At 61.8% G+C, this 17118-nt stretch carries 15 protein-coding genes; 12 read left to right on the top strand and 3 right to left on the bottom strand.

Annotation, left to right across the window (positions count from 1 at the left end):
• Positions 1–17: 17 nt before the first annotated feature.
• From NYR54_RS08775 to NYR54_RS08765, 3 genes are all read left to right on the top strand, one after another.
• Positions 18–1880 (top strand): methanol/ethanol family PQQ-dependent dehydrogenase, encoded by a 1863-nt coding sequence (locus tag NYR54_RS08775; protein ID WP_261515255.1) that lies wholly within the window; start codon positions 18–20, stop codon positions 1878–1880.
• 106 nt (positions 1881–1986) lie between these two features.
• Positions 1987–3672 carry a pyrroloquinoline quinone-dependent dehydrogenase gene (locus NYR54_RS08770; RefSeq protein WP_261515254.1) on the top strand — a complete coding sequence of 562 codons (1686 nt, stop codon included), beginning with the start codon at positions 1987–1989 and terminating at the stop codon, positions 3670–3672.
• A complete protein-coding gene (locus NYR54_RS08765; protein WP_261515253.1) occupies positions 3669–4379 on the top strand; it encodes a hypothetical protein in 711 nt (236 codons plus the stop codon). The genes NYR54_RS08770 and NYR54_RS08765 overlap by 4 nt, the downstream gene beginning before the upstream one ends.
• Before the next feature lie 9 nt (positions 4380–4388).
• On the opposite strand, the gene NYR54_RS08760 is transcribed toward NYR54_RS08765, so the two are convergent.
• Positions 4389–5060 (bottom strand): pentapeptide repeat-containing protein, encoded by a 672-nt coding sequence (locus NYR54_RS08760; protein ID WP_261515252.1) that lies wholly within the window; start codon positions 5058–5060, stop codon positions 4389–4391.
• A 541-nt stretch (positions 5061–5601) separates the two neighbouring features.
• Positions 5602–5922: an outer membrane protein assembly factor BamB family protein gene (locus NYR54_RS08755; RefSeq protein WP_261515251.1), complete on the bottom strand. Its 321-nt coding sequence runs from the start codon at positions 5920–5922 to the stop codon at positions 5602–5604.
• Positions 5923–6037: 115 nt separating this feature from the next.
• On the opposite strand from NYR54_RS08755, the gene NYR54_RS08750 reads away from it, so the two are divergent.
• From NYR54_RS08750 to NYR54_RS08710, 9 genes are all read left to right on the top strand, one after another.
• Complete coding sequence (locus NYR54_RS08750) at positions 6038–6943, top strand: LysR family transcriptional regulator (RefSeq protein WP_261515250.1); 906 nt, start codon at positions 6038–6040, stop codon at positions 6941–6943.
• A gap of 102 nt (positions 6944–7045) precedes the next feature.
• On the top strand, positions 7046–8386 hold the full coding sequence (locus NYR54_RS08745) for an extracellular solute-binding protein (RefSeq protein WP_261515249.1): 1341 nt from the start codon (positions 7046–7048) through the stop codon (positions 8384–8386).
• Positions 8387–8407: 21 nt separating this feature from the next.
• The gene (locus tag NYR54_RS08740) at positions 8408–9349 is read left to right on the top strand and encodes a carbohydrate ABC transporter permease (protein ID WP_261515248.1); all 942 of its coding nucleotides are present in this window, start codon (positions 8408–8410) and stop codon (positions 9347–9349) included.
• Entirely contained in the window at positions 9346–10182 is an 837-nt protein-coding gene (locus tag NYR54_RS08735) for a carbohydrate ABC transporter permease (protein ID WP_261515247.1), read from the top strand. The genes NYR54_RS08740 and NYR54_RS08735 overlap by 4 nt, the downstream gene beginning before the upstream one ends.
• Before the next feature lie 41 nt (positions 10183–10223).
• Entirely contained in the window at positions 10224–11765 is a 1542-nt protein-coding gene (locus NYR54_RS08730; protein WP_261515246.1) for a sulfatase family protein, read from the top strand.
• A complete protein-coding gene (locus tag NYR54_RS08725; protein WP_261515245.1) occupies positions 11762–12751 on the top strand; it encodes a DUF4432 family protein in 990 nt (329 codons plus the stop codon). The genes NYR54_RS08730 and NYR54_RS08725 overlap by 4 nt, the downstream gene beginning before the upstream one ends.
• Positions 12752–13070: 319 nt before the next feature.
• On the top strand, positions 13071–14123 hold the full coding sequence (locus NYR54_RS08720) for a Gfo/Idh/MocA family protein (protein WP_261515244.1): 1053 nt from the start codon (positions 13071–13073) through the stop codon (positions 14121–14123).
• Entirely contained in the window at positions 14120–15181 is a 1062-nt protein-coding gene (locus NYR54_RS08715) for a Gfo/Idh/MocA family protein (RefSeq protein WP_261515243.1), read from the top strand. Before NYR54_RS08720 ends, NYR54_RS08715 begins: the two co-directional genes overlap by 4 nt.
• Positions 15175–16740 (top strand): DUF3604 domain-containing protein, encoded by a 1566-nt coding sequence (locus NYR54_RS08710; RefSeq protein ID WP_261515242.1) that lies wholly within the window; start codon positions 15175–15177, stop codon positions 16738–16740. The genes NYR54_RS08715 and NYR54_RS08710 overlap by 7 nt, the downstream gene beginning before the upstream one ends.
• Here NYR54_RS08710 and NYR54_RS08705 read toward each other — a convergent pair.
• Entirely contained in the window at positions 16659–17069 is a 411-nt protein-coding gene (locus tag NYR54_RS08705) for a sulfatase/phosphatase domain-containing protein (RefSeq protein WP_261515241.1), read from the bottom strand. The genes NYR54_RS08710 and NYR54_RS08705 overlap by 82 nt on opposite strands.
• Between the last annotated feature and the right edge of the window lie 49 nt (positions 17070–17118).

Genomic DNA, 17118 nt, shown 5'->3' with positions numbered 1-17118 from the left:
CTGGTAGGGAGGATACTATGGTACGCAAGTTAGCTTCATCTACTCTGCTCGGGGCAGGCTTGGCCCTGCTCATGGTCTCCACATCGATGGCCCAGCAGCAGGCGCCGGCAGGGCCAACGACACCTCCGGCCGGGCCGACCGCCCCGCCCGCCGCCGGCGGAGCTCCGGAAGCGCCGCCTCCACCTGTGGTGATCCCGGATTATCAGCCCGTCACCGCGGAAATTCTGACCAACCCTGCGGACGGCGACTGGCCGAACTACCGCCGTACCTATGACGGCTGGGGTTACAGTCCGCTGAAACAGATCACGACCGAGAACGTTGCTGATCTGGAGCCCGTTTGGATGATCTCCACCGGTTCATCTGACGGTCACGAAGCGCCGCCAATGGTGATCAACGGCGTGATGTTCGTCTCCCAGGCCACCACGACCAGCAACCAGGTGCTGGCGATCAAGGCCGATACGGGTGAGATCCTTTGGCGCTATCAGCGCGAACTCCCGCCGGACATGCACACGTCGCACCCGACCAATCGCGGCGTAGGCTTCTGGGACGACAAGATCTTCTTCACGTCGCGCGATTCCATCCTCGTAGCGCTTGACGCAAAGTCCGGCGCGGAATTGTGGACCGTCAAGATGGAAGATTACAAGATGGGTTACTATGCGAACCTGGCCCCGCTTGTGATCGATGGCAAGGTCATTGTCGGCACCTCGGGCGGTGAACGTGGCATTCGCGGCTATGTGGCGGCCTTCAGTGCCGAGGACGGTGAGGAACTCTGGCGCACCTACACGATCCCCGCTCCGGGCGAGCCTGGATCGGAGACCTGGCCGGACGGCGACGAATGGAAGACCGGTGCCGGCTCGACCTGGATCACGGGCCACTACGACCCCGAGAACAAGCTGATCTACTGGGGTGTCGGCAACGGCGGCCCGTGGATGGGTGACCAGCGTCCCGGCGACAATCTCTACGTCACGTCGGTCATCACACTCGATCCGGAAACCGGAGAGATCAAGGGGCACTTTCAGTACCATCCGAACGATTCGTTTGACTGGGACGAGGTGGCCGCTCCGATCCTCATCGATCTTCCGAACAAGGACGGCGAGACCGTGCCGGGCCTGGTGCACGCCGCACGCAATGGCGTGCTTTGGGAGCTGGAGCGGAAGCCAGACGGCCAAATCAGCTTCGTCAGGGGCACGCCCTACGTGAAGGAGAATTGGATCAAGAGCATGGATCCGGAGACCGGCCGGGTGGAATATGCCGAAGGCAGGAAGCCGGGAACGGGCGTGCTCGGCGACTTCTGTCCGTCGTTCTGGGGCGGCAAGGATTGGCCTCCCATCGCCTACAGCCCGGACACCAACTACGTGTACATTCCGGCTAATGAGAACCTCTGCACCAAGATGCAGGGCGGCACGGTCGTGGAATACCGTCCGGGTGCCAGCTTCACCCGCGGTACGCAGGGCGACCGGTCCGACCTCTACTTGGCCGAGGGTGCCGATCATATCGGCGAGGTTCAGGCCTGGGACGTTGCTACCGGCAAGAAGGTATGGACGCACGAATTCCCCAATTCCGCGAACTGGGGACCGCTCATGACCACCGCCGGCGGGCTGGTGTTCGGGGGAGGCACGAATGATAGCATGTTCCGCGCCTTCGATGCCAAGACCGGCGAGGTGGTTTGGGAGATGAAGCTCAATTCGGGCGTCATCGGCGTACCCACGTCGTTCGAGGTCAACGGCAAGCAGTACATCGCGGTGCAGGCTGGATGGGGCATCGATGCTGCCTCCATGCAGACCCGCCTTGGTGCTTCCTATCCGGACAAATTCAAGCCCGGCACGACTATTCCGACGGGTGGCGTGATCTGGGCCTTCGCCCTTCCGGACAACATGTAACGCAATAACCCGCCCCGGTTTGCCGGGGCGGGCTTTAGCTTCAATGAACTTCTTTTCTGACGGCGGTGCGAGCAAGCTCGTATCGCCGTCGCAATTGGTAGGCGTGATGAACTGGATTTCAGTCCCTGCAGTCATGGTAGGGATCGGGCTTGCGCTTTGCGGCAGCGTGTCCGCAACAGCCGCCGGAGAGGTTACGCCCGAGCGTCTGCTGAATACCGCCCGAGAACCCCAGAACTGGTTGATGAATCTCGGTTCCTATGACGGCAGCCGCTATTCCGGCCTTACAGGCATCAACCGCGACAATGTTTCAAAGCTGGTGGTCCGGTACAGCGTACCGCTCGGAGGACTGATCGAAGGCAGCGGCAACTACCGTGACGCCCTCCCCATGAGTCCTCTGGTCGAGGACGGATACATCTATATCGTCGACGGATGGGGACATGTTTCCAAGCTGGACGGCCGGGAAAAGGGCAAGATCGTCTGGCAGAACAAGGAGCTTCAGACCAATCTCGACAGCTGGCTCGTGGCCGGCCGGGGCCTGGCCCTCTACCGGAACTTCGTGATCGCCGCGGCGTCGGATGGCCGTATCCACTGGCTCGACAGGGACACTGGAAAGACCGTCCGTTCCGTTCAGGTGGGCGATCCGAAACAGGGGTATACCATCGAGGCCTCTCCGCTCGTGGTCGGGGACCGCATCATCGTCGGTGGCGGCGGTGCCGAGCGCGGCGCCGTCGGCCGGATAGATGCGCTCCATGCGGAGACCGGATCGTCGCTGTGGCATGTCGATACTCTCGCGACTGCCTCTAACCCGGCCGGACTGCTAGGAGGAGGAGCGATTTCCCAAACGGGCATCTATGACCCGAAATCGGGGCTTACCATATGGGGTACCGGTCACCCCAATCCCCGGTACATTCCGCGTATGCGCCCCGGGGACAGTCTTTTTGCCAACAGCGTGCTCGCCATCGATGCAGAAACGGGCGATCTGCGCTGGCACTTCCAGTATACACCCGGCGACATCAATGGATTCTCCGAGGATGGCACGCACCTTCTGGTGAGTTCCGCGGAAGGCGCGGACGAGAGTGTTGTCGCGCATTTCGCCAACAACGGATATTTTTACGGGCTGGACGGGAAGCAGGGCACCTTTCAGGTTGCCACCCCGCATGTGATCGGCATCGAATGGACTGCCGGCATCGACGAAACAGGCCGCCCGAGAGAGTATAAGGCAGGGGCGAAGACCCAGGCCTACAAATCCGGCGCCTGGCAAAATCGTCCGGACTGCCCCAACATCAAGGGCACATCCTCCTTCGCTTCCGCCTACAGCTTGCGAACCGAATTGGCCTACGGTTCCGGAGCTGACGGCTGCATGACGGAGAACATCCCGCCGATCAAAACGGAGTCGGCTCCAGGCTGGCTCGGCGCTTATTATTCCGGTGCCGCCGCGGATATGGGAATGCTTACGGCGGTCGATCCCCTGAGCGGCACGGTGAAGGCCCAGCGTCTCTTCGACTTTCCGTTACACGCGGGCGCCCTAGCGACGGCGGGAGGGCTGGTCTTCACGACTACGGCCGAAGGCAGGCTTCACGCGCTCAACGATGAAACGCTTGAAACCGTGTGGAGCACCAAATTCGGCTCGCTGACGAATGTCCCTCCGATCACCTTTGCCGTTGACGGAGAACAGTTCCTGGCCGTCGTCGTCGGGGGCAACGTCTATACGGACGCTCTTTCCTACCGGCCGCCGGAGATGGGCCTTTCGGAACCGCTCTTCGTTCTGCTTGTCCTCGGATTGCCGTCATGAAGCCAAGGGTTACAAGTGCGTGCTTCATACTGGCGCTGTTTGCGGCTGCGCCGGCTTTCGCTTGCCAGGGCCGCCCGATTGTCTGGGATATTCAGCTGGGTGCGTCGCTCAAGGATCTGCCTGGGGGGTTCACCGATCATGCCTGCGGGAGCAATGGCGGTCCCCCCGGCCGGCTCATCGCGGGGTTCGCGGCGTTCAAGGAGTGCAAACCTGACAGCGAAGGGCTCTACGAAGTGGCCTTTCGTTACGACGACGAACCGGAATTCGTCGCCCGGGCACTGGAGCAGACGCGCGCGGTGGCGATGTGCGAGGGCACGAAGGTGTTCGGCTTTCCGGTCGTTCCATCGGTCCTTTTGGATGACGAGGGGATCGTCAGAGGCTTGCGTCTTGCGACCGACCCCCGCGGTATCGAACCCGCGGATCGCAGCAATCACTGGGCGCTCGGCAACCTGTTGAAACGCCGTTATGGAGAAAACGGATGGGTCTGCGAAGACCTGCCGGAAATACCAGGAGAAACCCCGGTTGCCCGTTTCAAGCTGAAGGAGGTCTGCACCAAGTTATTATTGGACGGCGCGAACCTCACCATTCAAAGTGAATACTATCACCGCGCAGGGCAGTCTTTCACCGATGAGTTCGGCAATGTGCAGCCGAACCTCTTCGTCAGCCAAACGTGGTTTGAGATAAAACAGACGCCCGGTTCCAAATAGATCAGGCGTTCAGTTCCGCGTGGCAGGGCCGACCAACGTGTTGTCGAGCTGCGTACAGACTATCGTTGCATCGTCCACCCGCATTCCGCGAAGGTCCGCATTCGCCAGACGGGTGTCGGTGAAGTTCGCCGACATGAAATCGGCGTTGAAGGCTACCGCCTGGGTTAGGTCAGCGGAGGTGAAGTTTACCTCCATGAACCCTCCATTCGTCATCACTGCTCGACGCATGTCGCTCCGCTGGAGATTGGCTCCTCGAAGGTTGGCAAGCTGAAGGTCGGCTTCCCGCATGTCCGCACTGGTGAAATTGGCGTCCATCGCCATCGCATGAACCAGCTTGGCCCCCTGCAACTGCGCCTGCGTCAAGCGGGCGTGTTGCAGCCGCGCCCAGGTGAGATCCGCGCGGGTCAGCACGGCCCGGCTGAGGTCCGCCCGGTAAAGCAGCGCCTGGTTCAAGCTCGCTTCGATCAGCGATGCGCTCTTGAGGTCCGTCAGATTGAGGTTCGCATAGGCGAGATTGGCCGCATCGAGCCGCGCTCCGGCCAGCCGGGCGCGGTGCAGCGACGCGCCGGACAGGTCCGCGCCGCGCAGGTCCGCCCCCGAGAGATCGCGCCTTTGCAACTGGGCGCCCTGCAGATCGCATTCGGGGCAGTCCTTCGTTTCGCCGGAAAGAAACGCCTGCACGTCCCCTGCAGGGAGAGGCTGGGAGCGATCAATCGACGGGAACGGTGAGAACGGCTGAGATACGACGGGATGGCAGACATGACCCCCCTGCGCAAAGGCAGGAAAGCACAGGCCTGTCACTCCCAGAACCGCAAAGAGCAGACGCGCAAAAATGGTTCATCTCCTTTGGGAAAGTCATTCTCCCATGCTGGAAAGGATCATTCAAGATGATTGCGTGCCTCGTATGCCGGAAGGACCAGATGCGGCGCGTTTCAAGGCAACCAGCTCATACGCCTACGCAGTGACGGCCGTTCGCGGCTTGAGCGGCAAACGGTTGGAGCAGGCGAAGCTAGCCCGCGTGGTCCGGGAGCTCCTCCGGATGCGAACGGTTCCTCCGCCCCACAATGGAGCTTGCAATATCCATAAACTTGGAAAACTCCATTGAACCCGTGACTTTTAAAAGTTCCGCCGGAATCGCAGAGAGTACCGAGTACTTGCATGGAAAATAAAGTCTCCCTGAAACAACTCGAAATCTTCAACTCAGTGGTTGTGGCGGGGTCGATTACGAAGGCCGCGCGGCTAACGGGTCTGTCCTAACGTCGCCGCCCCATGTTTCGGAACCGGGTTCGCCCGGAGCGGGGATGTTGTACTTCTTCCAGAACTCCTCTCCGGTGGCAGCATCATAGGCAGCCAGCCACGGCCGCGTGCCGTTATCGCCGCCTGCGGCGCCCACGAGGATCTTGTCGCCGACCAGGAGCGGTGCGCCGGTCATCTCGACCCGCGGCGTGTCGCCGGTAATATTGTGCTCCCAAACGACCTCACCTGTTTCCTTGTCGGAAGCGATCAGACGCGCGGGACCGTTGGCGAAACGGGTGCCTCCCACTGAGGTGTTCTCAAGCCATTCATGCTATTAACACGAACAGGTCCCTGCGGAATGCAGGGGTTGTATATCCGGTCCGGCCCGCCAGGAACTTTTTACCCAGACGCTAAAGACTCCAATGAATATCCGCCAACTCGAATACTTCCTGGCCGTCGCAGAATGCAAAAGCATGACGGCGGCAGCAGCCGCCCTGGGGATCGCCCAGCCTACGCTCACGAAAGCGGTGCGCGCGCTGGAGCGCGAGCTCGGGGTGAAGCTGTTCGAACGCATGCCGCGGGGCGTGGACCTGACGCCCTTTGGGCGGACGCTTCTGCGTCACGCCGAGGCCATCAGGGTGCAGTTCGGGGATGCCAAGAATGAGATCGGCGCGCTGCGCGGCGGCACATACGGGACGGTGACCATCGGCGCTGGACCGGCATGGCTGAGACGGCTGCTGCCTCAGGCGGTGGCCAGAGCTCTTGAGAAGAACCCTTCCATCCATGTGCGTATCGAAGGAGGCTTCGACGATGTGCTGCTCAGGGCGCTCCGGCAGGGGCATCTGGATTTCGTGGTGGCCGAACTGCCGGCCCCAGAGGCGGCGCACGACATGAAAATGATACCGCTCACCTCCGACCGGCTGGGGGTGTGCTGCCGCAAGGGCCACGAACTGGAAGGCGTTCCCAAACTGCCGCTCTCCAGCCTGTTGAAGTATCCCTGGGTGATGCCACCGCAGACGACACGCGCCCACCAGCGGATGAAAGCGCTGTTTGTCGCGGCCGATCTCGCTCCGCCGCGCGCCGTGGTGGAAACCGAATCGATGGCGTTCCTGCTGCAGATGGTACGGTTCTTCGACGCGCTGACCTTCACCGTCTCAACCACGCTGAAGCTGCCAGAAGCGGCCGACCTGACCATGATCGATGTTCCCGCGTTGGAAGCCGTGCGCAGCGCCGGCATCATCAGGCGGAAGAACGGCTGGCTCTCGCCCGCCGCCGAGACGATTGTCAAGGAACTGATCGCGATATGCCAGGAAGAGCCGACGAATTAGCCATTCCGTTTCGGCATCGATGTCGGCATTTTTGTTATTTGTGTGAATGGCATTCTTGTGAAATCGTCGCCTACAATGGTTGTGCCATCGTGGGAGGAAAGAATGACAGGCACGTTCCGTATCAATCGACGGCATGCGCTCGCCGGAATGGGAGCCGCCGCGCTTTCAACGTCGTGGCGCCCGCTTTGGGCACAATCGGTGGCCCCGATCACCATCGTCATCAACCAGTCGCCCTGGTTCGAAAGTTTTCGCCGGACGGTCGAGCAGTACGAAGCTGAGACCGGAAACCGGGTAGAGCTCGACGTGAATCCGTTTGCCGGCTCGCTAGAAAAGCAGCGCAACTCCGTGCGGGCCGCCTCGGGCCAGTACGATATCCTGATCATGAATTCCGGCTGGTTTACGGAGATGTATGCCGGCGGCTTCGTTACGCCGATCACCGACATCGACCCGAGTTTTCAACTCGACCCCGAGGTCTATACCCTCGGCGATACGGTCTACTACAACGCCGAGAAGAGGACAGTTACCGCCGACGGGAAGCTGATGTCCATTCCCGTCTCGCCGCTCATCCCGATGCTCTACTACCGGGGCGATCTCTACGCCGAAGCGGGGCTGCAGGCGCCGAAGACGTTCGCCGAACTGGAAGAGAACGCGCGACGTTTCCATGAGCCGCCCCGCCGCTACGGGATCGTACAGCGTGGGGCCCGCGGACCGCACACGGTGGCCTACGACTTCTATCCCTATCTCTACGGCCACGGCGGCGGCATCTTCAGGGACCAGTCGTCCGGCGACTACACCGTCACGCTCAATAGTCCGGAAGGGCGCGAGGCGCTCGAATACTACATCCGGCTTGCCCGGGAGGCCGGTCACCCGAAAACCGCGGCCATGGATCAGGCTGAGGTGATCCAGGCCATGGTGACCGACAATACGGCGCATATCATGATGGTGATCGCCGCCTGGTCGCAGATGGACGATCCGAACAAGTCCGCTGTCGTCGACAAGGTGGAATGGGCTCCGCCGCCTTCATTGCCTGGGCTGCCCACTGCCCCGGGTCTCGGCCACTGGCTGGCCGGCATCGCGCATAACGTGCCGGACGACCGCAAGCGCGCGGCGGTGGAGTTCCTGCGCTGGTTCCAGACCAAGGAGGCCCAGCTTGTAACAGCGGAGGCGGGCGGCATCCCCGTCCACGCGGCGGTTTACAGAGAGCCGATTGCTGAGGAGCGCCGCTACCGCTGGATGAAGCCCCTCGCCGAGGCGCTCCCGCATGCCGTAAACATCTATCAGTTCCCCGAGGCGAGCGAGGTGATCGCCGTGCTGGAGCTCGGCCTAAACCGCGCCATCGCGGGTGAGATCACCGCCGTCGATGCGCTGAACGGCATGGCGGACGAGATCCACGCGATCATGGCTAAGCATCAGTACAACACCGGCCAGATCGAGCGGCTCTGAGGCGAGAGGGGAGCATCCCGAATGAGCACGGCCTCGGTCGTGACACAGACAGCGGAGCAGGCCGCCAGCCAGAGGTCGGTCACTCCGCTTGGCGATGACCGACTGTGGCGCTGGCTGACCTTCTCGCCGGCGCTGGCACTGATGCTTGTGCTCAGCGTGCTCCCCCTTGCCAATCTGTTCGTAAGCAGCTTCCAGGACATCACCTGGAGCGGCGGGGCCTCGACCCGCAGCTTTGTTGGCCTGTCGCACTATGCGGCGCTGGGGTCCGATGCGCTGTTCCATGCCGGCATCCGCAATACCTTCATCTTCGCATTCTGCGCCGTAGCGGGCCAAATGATCCTTGGCCTTGGGCTTGCCGTTCTTTGCAGCAGAGTGACGCGGGGACGCGTCATCTACAGGGCGGTCTTCATCCTACCTATTCTCATCCCCGGCATTGTGATCGGGGCCATCTGGAAGCTTCTACTCAACTACGATTTCGGCCTGATCAACCAAGGGCTCGCGCTCCTGAGTATTGCTCCGCACGACTGGCTGGGCTCCTCGGAAACGGCTCTTCTATCGGTCATCGTGGTCGATATCTGGCACTGGACGCCGTTCTGCTTCCTCCTCTTTCTCGCCGGCCTTGAATCGCTGCCGCAGGACATCTTTGAAGCCGCGAAGGTGGACGGAGCCAGCTCCTGGCAGGAGTTCCGCCTCATCACGCTCCCGCTGATGGTTCCCACCATCGTTGTCACCTTCGCCTTCCGCCTGGTGCTTGCCTTCAAGGTGTTCGATGAGGTGTATCTCCTGACGAGCGGCGGCCCGGGAACGGCAACCGAGGTGGTGAGCTTCACGCTCTACCAGCGCTTTTTTACCGAGGACCGGATTGGCTACGGTTCGGCCATATCGGTCGCCGTCATCTTCATCGTCTCGCTCCTGCTGGTGATGGCGATTTCGGCGCGCCGCCGGTTGGGGAGCACGTCATGAGCGGCTCAGTCTCCCATCGGGAGCGTACCGCCCTCACCCACATTGTCCTGATTGCAGCAGCGGCCATCGTCATCGTTCCCGTCGCATGGACCATAGCCGCCGGCTTCCGCACGCAGATTTCGCTCCTTATGGGCGAGTTTTTCTTCAAGCCCGTGTGGTTCAATTTCGCGGAGGTCCTGTTTTCGAAAACCTCCGATTTTCTGCTGAACTACCGGAATTCGATCATCGTCGGCGTCACAAGCACGGCGCTTTGCCTCGTCGTTGCAACGCTGGCGGCGTGGTCGCTCCACCGCATGCGCTGGCCGGGCTGGGTGGTGCACATCTTCCTCGCCTGGGCGTTGATTTTCCACATGATCCCGCCAGTGGCTCTCGCCAGCGCCTGGTACACCATGGCCCGGTCCGTGGGGCTCGACAACACCTTCACCGCCCTTATCCTCGCGCATACGACGCTCAACCTGCCGATGGCCCTGTGGATGATGAGCGTCTTCGTGCGGGACGTGCCAAGGGAGCTGGAGGAAGCCGCTGCCATCGACGGTGCGACCACGCCCGTTCTGCTGCGGCATGTGATTCTGCCGATCATCGCGCCGGGGCTTGCGGCAACCGCCGTTCTCACCTTCGTCTTCTCCTGGAACGAATTCGCTGTAGCGCTGACGCTCAGCATGAAACAGACGGCGACGGTGCCGGTGGCGATCGCCAAGTTCGCCCAGGATTTTGAAATCCAGTACACGCAGATGGCTGCAAGCGCAGCGCTTTCGATCCTGCCTGCCCTGCTGCTGCTCCTGATCGCGCAACGCTACATCGTCAAAGGACTGACCCAGGGTGCGGTGAAATGATCCGCTTCGGCTCGGGACTTTGCAGGTTGAGGATATCTTGAATGAAGGTCGTCTTCGTCCTTTTTGACTCGCTCAATCGGCACATGCTTTCGTCCTATGGGGGAACGCAGATCCCTACCCCGAATTTCGACCGCTTAGCGCGGCGGACGGTCACTTTCGACAAGCACTATGTGGGCAGCCTCCCCTGCATGCCCGCGCGGCGCGACATGCTGACGGGCAGGCTCTCGTTCCTGCACAGAAGTTGGGGACCCCTGGAGCCCTTCGACAATGCTTTCCCCGAACTCCTGCATGAAAAGGCCGGCGTCTACTCCCACCTGATTACCGACCACTTTCACTACTGGGAGGATGGCGGCGCCACCTACCACAATCGATATGATTCCTACGAATTCGTGCGCGGTCAGGAAGGGGACCGCTGGAAGGCGATCGTGCAGCCGCATTGGGAGCGGCTTCGCGAGATGTATCACGAACGCCAGTTCACGACCGAGCGGCGCAAATACTTCTCGCAGAACATCATAAACCGGGAATTCATCCGGGAAGAGAAGGACTTCCCCGCAGTCCAGTGCTTCGCGCACGGCTTCGAATTTCTCGATCGGAACCGTGACGCCGACAACTGGCTCCTGCAGATCGAAACGTTCGATCCCCACGAGCCATTCCATGCGCCGAGCCGCTTCAAGGAGCGGTTCAACAGCGGCTGGAACGGCCCGATCCACGACTGGCCGCGCTATGGCCGCGTCGACGAGCTTCCGCAGGAATGCGAGGAGTTGCGCGCCAACTACCACGCTGTCGTTTCGATGTGCGACCACCTCCTCGGCAAGCTTCTCGATTATTTCGACCGGCACGACATGTGGAAGGACACCGCCCTGGTGGTAACCACCGATCACGGTTTCCTGCTCGGCGAGCACGACTTCTGGGCCAAGAACCGCATGAACCTCTATGAGGAGCTCGCGCACATCCCGCTTTTCATACACGATCCGCGCAGGCCCGAATGCGCCGGCACGCGCTCCGCAGCACTCACACAGACGATCGACCTTGCGCCCACTTTCCTCGACTTTTTCAACGTCGAGCCTGCCAAGGAGATGGAAGGCTTCGCCCTGACGTCCATGATGGCGGGAGAGAAGCGGCGGGAAGGCGTGCTGTTCGGCTATTTCGGCGGGGCGGTGAACATAGCCGATGGCCGCTACACCTATCACCGCTTCCCCGAAGACCTCGCCCGGCAGGAGATCTATCAGTACACGCTCATGCCGACCCATATCTTTTCGCCCTTTACACCGGGGGAGATGGCCGAGGCCACCATGGCCGAACCGTTCTCCTTTACGAAGGGCGCGCGGCTCCTCAAGGTGCCGGTCACCAAGCGCTCGCCCATGTACGATAATTACGGCCCCGGCGCGCTTCTGGAATCGGACACCCGGCTTTACGACCTGCAGGAAGATCCCGGGCAACAGAACCCGCTGACGGACAAGGAGCAGGAGGAGAGGCTGCTTGCCCTGATGATTGAGCTCATGCGGGCAAACGACGCGCCGCCGGAGGCCTTCACCCGCCTGGGTCTTTCGGTCGAACCGATTGGGGCGGCGGAATTGAGATGAGCCCGGACTGGATCCATTTCCTGAAGCCACGGGTCGGTGACCTGCGGCAGCTCGCAAACGTGCGGCGGATCGTGCTGGACGACGGAACGGAGCGCGGCGTGCGCGCGCTCTCCTTCTCGACCGGCGGCGGGCTTGATTTCTGGGTGCTCACGGACCGCTCGATGGATATCGGTACGCTCTCATGGCAAGGCGTCCAGATCGCCTGGCAGGCCGCTTCGGGCTTTTGCGCACCAGCCCTGCTCGATCCGGAAAGAGATCAAGGCTACGGCTTCAGAAGGGGCTTCAGCGGCTTTCTCGTCACATGCGGCCTCGACCATATCCGTCAGCCCGTCGATGGCTATCCGCTGCACGGCCGCTTCCCTTTTACGCCCGCCAGGCTCACCGCCTATGGTGAGGACTGGGAGAACGGAGAGCCCATGCTCTTCTGTGAGGGAGAGGTGGTGCAGAGCCGCTATGGCGGCGAGGCCCTGCGGCTCAAGCGCCGCATCGAGGCGCCGGTCGGTGGCGCATCGATCCGGATACTGGACACCGTTGAGAACCTTGGCGCCGGGGCTGTGGCGCAGGCGAGCCTCTACCACTTCAATCTCGGCTTTCCGGTGGTGGCCTCGGGAACAGTCATGGAATGGAATGGCGAGCGCATCCTGGGCCCCATAGAGCTTCCGGACGACGATGGTCTCATGCCCGCAAGAACCTGGCCGGCCTCCACGGCGGGTGAGGCGCAGTGCATCGTCAGATCGCCGGCGAATGCGGAGATGCCCGGCATGGCGGTTTCCTTCACTTTCGATGCGGCAACGCTCGGGCATCTTCAGGTCTGGCACGACCTGAGACAGCATGCCGGGGTTCTCTCCATCGAGCCGTGCAACAGCCCGTGGCCACAGGAGGAGAATGTGGCCCCGCAAATGCTTCAGCCGGGTGAAAGCCGCCACTTCCGCCTGGAAGTCGCCGTTGCTGGCACTGCGCCCCGCCCCTTCCCTTCAGCCGGCTGATTGCGGGAGAATGCTGATGGCTCTCCTTATGCTCAACAATGATGGAAAGTCACGCAGCTCAAGCCTGCTGCGAAATCTGCTCGACCGCCTAAGGTGTTCCGGCAGATATAGGCCCGAGCTCCATTATATGCGCGGCCCCGGACCGGCCAGCCTCGCGAAACAAAGTCGAGCAGGCGCCACACAGACGGAAGACAAAACTTTTGGTGCCGAGGACCTTGCTGATCCTGTAGAGGGCCACAGCTGAAGCGTGGGCACCCGAAAGCCTTCAAAATACGATGGCGCTGCGAGAAGTGCGCGTTTGGGAAGGGTCGGTCGCGCCATGAAGTCTGGAGAGCTACGCGTCGCGATAATCGGCTCCGGGCTTATCAGCGGCTATCACGTCGCCGGGATCCGTGCGGCAGGCCGCGCCCGCGTCGTGGCGATGGTCGGACGCAACCGCGAGAAAACGGAACGGCGTGCGCGTGAACTTGGCATTGACCGGGCTGAAACGGATTTCCGGGGGGTGCTGGAAGATGCGTCCGTGGACGCCGTAGTGGTTGCCACCCCCGACAACACGCACAAGACCATCGCCATAGCTGCGCTCGAGGCCGGGAAGCCGGTGCTCGTGCAGAAGCCAATGGCGCTCAGCATCGAGGAATGCCGCGCCATTCTCGACGCGCGGGACAGGACCGGCTGCCCGCTCACCGTCTCTTTCATGCACCGCTACTTTCCCGAGGTTCGGTGGCTGAAGGATCTGCTGGGTAAAGGCGCGCTCGGTACCATTCAGACCATTCGTATCCGCAACGCCACGCCCGGGGCGGATTGGGGCGACTGGTTCTACATGCCGGAGGCGGTCTCTGGGGGTGTCGTCATGCAGCTCGGCGTTCACGGCATTGATCTTTGCCAGCACCTTTTCGGACCGATCGAAAGCGTTTCGGCGTGCGTTTCAAGGGCGGTGCCCGAGCGAATCCTGAAAGACGGGCGCAAAGTAAAGACACAGCTAGAGGATAACGCACTCGCCATATACAGCTTTTGCAGCCGGGCGATGGCGAGCCACGAGATGAGCTACACAGAGATTGCCGGTTGCGACCGGTTCAGGCTTGAAGTGCAAGCCGACGCCGGCACGGTGTGGCTGCGCACGGAGAGAGGACCAGCCGTTATTTTTGCTCCCGCCATCACCGGTGAGACCGCATGGGTTGCACCCGGTCTGCCGAGGAAAGAAGCGTTCGGCGAGGCACATCACCGCCACTGGATATCCATCGCAAGAGGAGAAGCCGAACCGGACGACACGGCCGAGGCCGGCCTTTCATCGATCCAAATTGCCGAGGCGATCTACCGTTCGGCCCGCGAGGGCAGGACCATCGCCGTAGCTCCGGAATATGGCCTCTCATGACGCTGCGGATCGCCCTTCTGGGCGTGGAGCACTACCACGCCAACTTCTGGACAAAGGCTTTCCTGGAGAAAGGTGGGGTGGCGCTCGCCGGCGTATGGGACGCAAACCCCGAAATCGCCCTCGCCTTCGCTGAAAAATATACGCTCCCGCTCTGGAGAGACGCGGAAGCACTCGTGGACGAAAGCGATGCTGTCGCCATCTGCTCTGCCACCGCAGACCATCGGCAACTCGTGGAGATTGCGGCGCGGTTCGGCCGCCCCATCCTGTGCGAGAAGCCGCTCGGCGTCTCGCTCGAGGACTGTGCCGCTATCGCGGACATTGTCGCGCGCAGCGGCGTTCCTTTCATGCAGAGCTTTCCCAAGCGCTTTGACCCGGTCAACCGCGAGATCGCCGATCTTCTTGCCCGGGAGGCGCTGGGACGCGTCACCATGTGCCGCATTCGCCACGGCCACAACCATGGGCTCGATCCGGCATTCCGCAAGCAATGGTTTGTAGACCCGGTGCGCTCGGGCGGCGGCACGCTGCTCGACGAGGGCATACACGCGGCGGATTTCCTGCGTTTCCTCTTCGGCGAGCCGGAAAGCGTTTTTGCCGCCACATCGTCCGCGGCGCTCGGCCTGCCCGTGGAAGACACCGCACTTGCGACCTTCCGCTATGAGAGCGGCATGCTGGCGGAGGTGGCGACAAGCTGGTGCTTCGCCGCGGCCGACACGTCCATCGAAATCTACGGCACGGAGGGAACGATCCTCCTTTCCGGCGTGGATATCGCCTCCCGCCCTGCACGCGAGAGCGGCTTTCTTCGCATTTTCACGCACCGGGACGGCTGGTCGCAATCCGGGATGATCCCGCATTTCAAAACAGGCATCTTCCATGAGCATGTGGCCTGGGCGTTTGTCGACGCGCTGCAAGCGGACAAGCCGATGTCGGTGACGCTGGCGGACGGCCATCGCGCCTGTGCGATGATCGAAGCGGCATATCGCTCTGCGAAGAGCGGGCGGGCGGAAGACATTCATTTTCCGCCGGCAGCAGAACAGGTGGAAAAGGAGAACCTATGCTGAAGAGGCGTCTGCCGCCGGGGCTTATGCCGCTGGCGGCCCGGCTGGGCCTCAGGCCCTTCTATGGCGATATCCATAACCACTGTGCGATTTCCTACGGTCACGGCTCGCTGGAAAGCGCTCTGCACCGGGCCAAACAGCAGCTCGATTTCGTTTCCGTAACCGGCCATGCCCACTGGCCCGACATGCCGGTCGACGATCCAGCGGTCGCCCATATTGTCGATTTTCACGTCAGAGGCTTTGCGAAGCTGGCGGGCGCATGGTCAGCACATTTCAACACGCTCTCTGCCGCGAACGAGCCTGGACGCTTCACGGTGTTCCCCGGCTATGAGATTCATTCCAGCGCCCATGGCGACCGCACCATCGTCTACCGCGACCTCGACCAGCGTGAATTGGTACTGGCCGACACACCGGAAGAGCTTCGGCAGCGCCTGCAGCTGCTTTATCCCGGCCGCGCAATCGCGTTTCCCCACCATATTGGTTATCGGGTTGGGGCGCGCGGCCTGAACTGGGAGACATTCGATGCGGCCATCGCGCCGGTGATCGAAATCGTATCGATGCATGGCTGCTCCGAAAGCTCCACGACCGACCGTCCCTTCCTGCATTCGATGGGTCCTTCGGACGGACGCTCCACCGTCGTCCGCGGACTTTCGGAAGGCCATGTCTTCGGCTTTTTGGGCAACACCGATCATCACAGCGCCTTCCCGGGCTCCTGTGGTCATGGCCGCAGCTGCGTCTACGCGAGCGAAAATACCAATGAAGCGCTTTGGGAGGCATTGCAGCAGCGCCGCACCACCGCATTGACGGGCGACTGCGCACATCTTTTCGCGGCCATCGGCGACAGCCCGCAGGGAAGCGTCATCCCGCCGTCAGCAAGAGTGAGCCTGGAGATCGAAGCCGTTGCTGGAGGGGTGATCGATTACATCGACGTGATTCGCTCCGGTCAGCTGACCCATCGGATTACCCCGCAGCTCAGCCCCGCGCCGGTCTCATCGGACCCTGACGCCGTGGAGACAATCCTTGTGCTTGAAATGGGTTGGGGCGCGCGCGGCTCCTGGCACGATTGGGAAGGTACCCTCAGCCTTTCCGGCGGAGACGTGCGTGCCATCGAGCCGCGTCTGAGGGGACCGGAGATCGTCTCCCCACTCGAAGGTGAGGAGGAGGTGGCGGAGGCCAGGTTCGATTGGGATGGAGAGCGTTTGAGCTTCGCGCTGCGCGCCCACGCGAACCCGAACAATTTCACCGTCTCGACCCAGGCGATAGCCATGCGCGTGCGCCTCTCGGCCGAGGCTGCAATTCACGCCAATATCTGCGGCAAGACTTTCACCGTTCCGGCCGAACGGCTTTTCGAGGGCGCGCTTTCGGGCAATCTCGGGCCGATCGACAGTCCGGCATTTCGCTTGTGGCAGCTGCCGCTCCCGCACGACTGGCAGTGGCATGGACAGATCGAGCTCGAAGACCTGCAGGACGGCGAATGGCTCTACTTACGGATGCGGCAAAGCAGCGGACAATGGAGCTGGGCGAGCCCGTTCTTCATCCGGTCGGGCTCAGAGTCCCGATAGCGCAGACAACAAAGAGCTTTTGCGGCACCAAGTATCGCTCCTAATACCGGCGAGGTGAGATAGCGCCAGAATCCTTGCGTGATCCGGTTGCTCTGAATACGCCAGTTGAGGATTTCCAATAGACGCGATTGCTTCACGTCCGCGCATTCCGGATCGTCCCAGCGGTTGTTCACCTCTTGCGGGTCCACCCATAGATCGAAAAGCTGTCCCTCATCGGAATCGACGAAGTGGACCAGCTTCCAATCGCCCTTGCGCACCATCGTCATGAACTGGGTCTTTTCGAGAATCTCGATCTGCCCGGAGGTTGGTTCGACGAGCTGCGCCACCATGCGCGCGATCGTTGTCTTGCCGCTGCCGATTCACCGACGAGCCCGACCA

It is taken from the genome of Chelativorans petroleitrophicus, from assembly GCF_025398195.1.
Classification (GTDB): Bacteria; Pseudomonadota; Alphaproteobacteria; order Rhizobiales; family Rhizobiaceae; genus Chelativorans; species Chelativorans petroleitrophicus.
The sequence above is the reverse complement of the archived record's forward strand: the minus strand, read 5'-3'. Positions and strand labels throughout refer to the sequence as shown.